Below are 261 nucleotides of genomic sequence, written 5' to 3'. Positions count from 1 at the left end.
GCCGTTCGACGATTGCTTGACGAAATCGGTCTTGTCCTTCTCGATGTCCTTGAAGTCGATCTTCTGGTACTTCTTGGCTTCGGTGTAGACCGCAGGGCCCGTGAAGGTCGAATAGAACGACGACTCGCCCGGCGGCTTGTTGCCGTCGCGCACGATCTGCATGTACAGCTGGGGCGACACCGGCGCCGCGCCGGTGTTGATCACGTCGTGGCGCACGGCCATGTCGTAGGCACCGCGCTTGAGCGTCCAGGTGGTGACCAG

At 61.7% G+C, this 261-nt stretch carries 1 protein-coding gene; it reads right to left on the bottom strand.

From position 1 onward, the window contains the following. A partial coding sequence (yidC, locus tag CVH10_RS21720; RefSeq protein WP_146143257.1) for a membrane protein insertase YidC occupies positions 1 to 261 on the bottom strand: 261 nt, incomplete at both ends.

This window comes from Halomonas sp. ND22Bw, from assembly GCF_003011945.1.
GTDB lineage: Bacteria > Pseudomonadota > Gammaproteobacteria > Pseudomonadales > Halomonadaceae > Halomonas > Halomonas halophila.
This window is presented reverse-complemented; position numbering and strand designations above follow the sequence as displayed.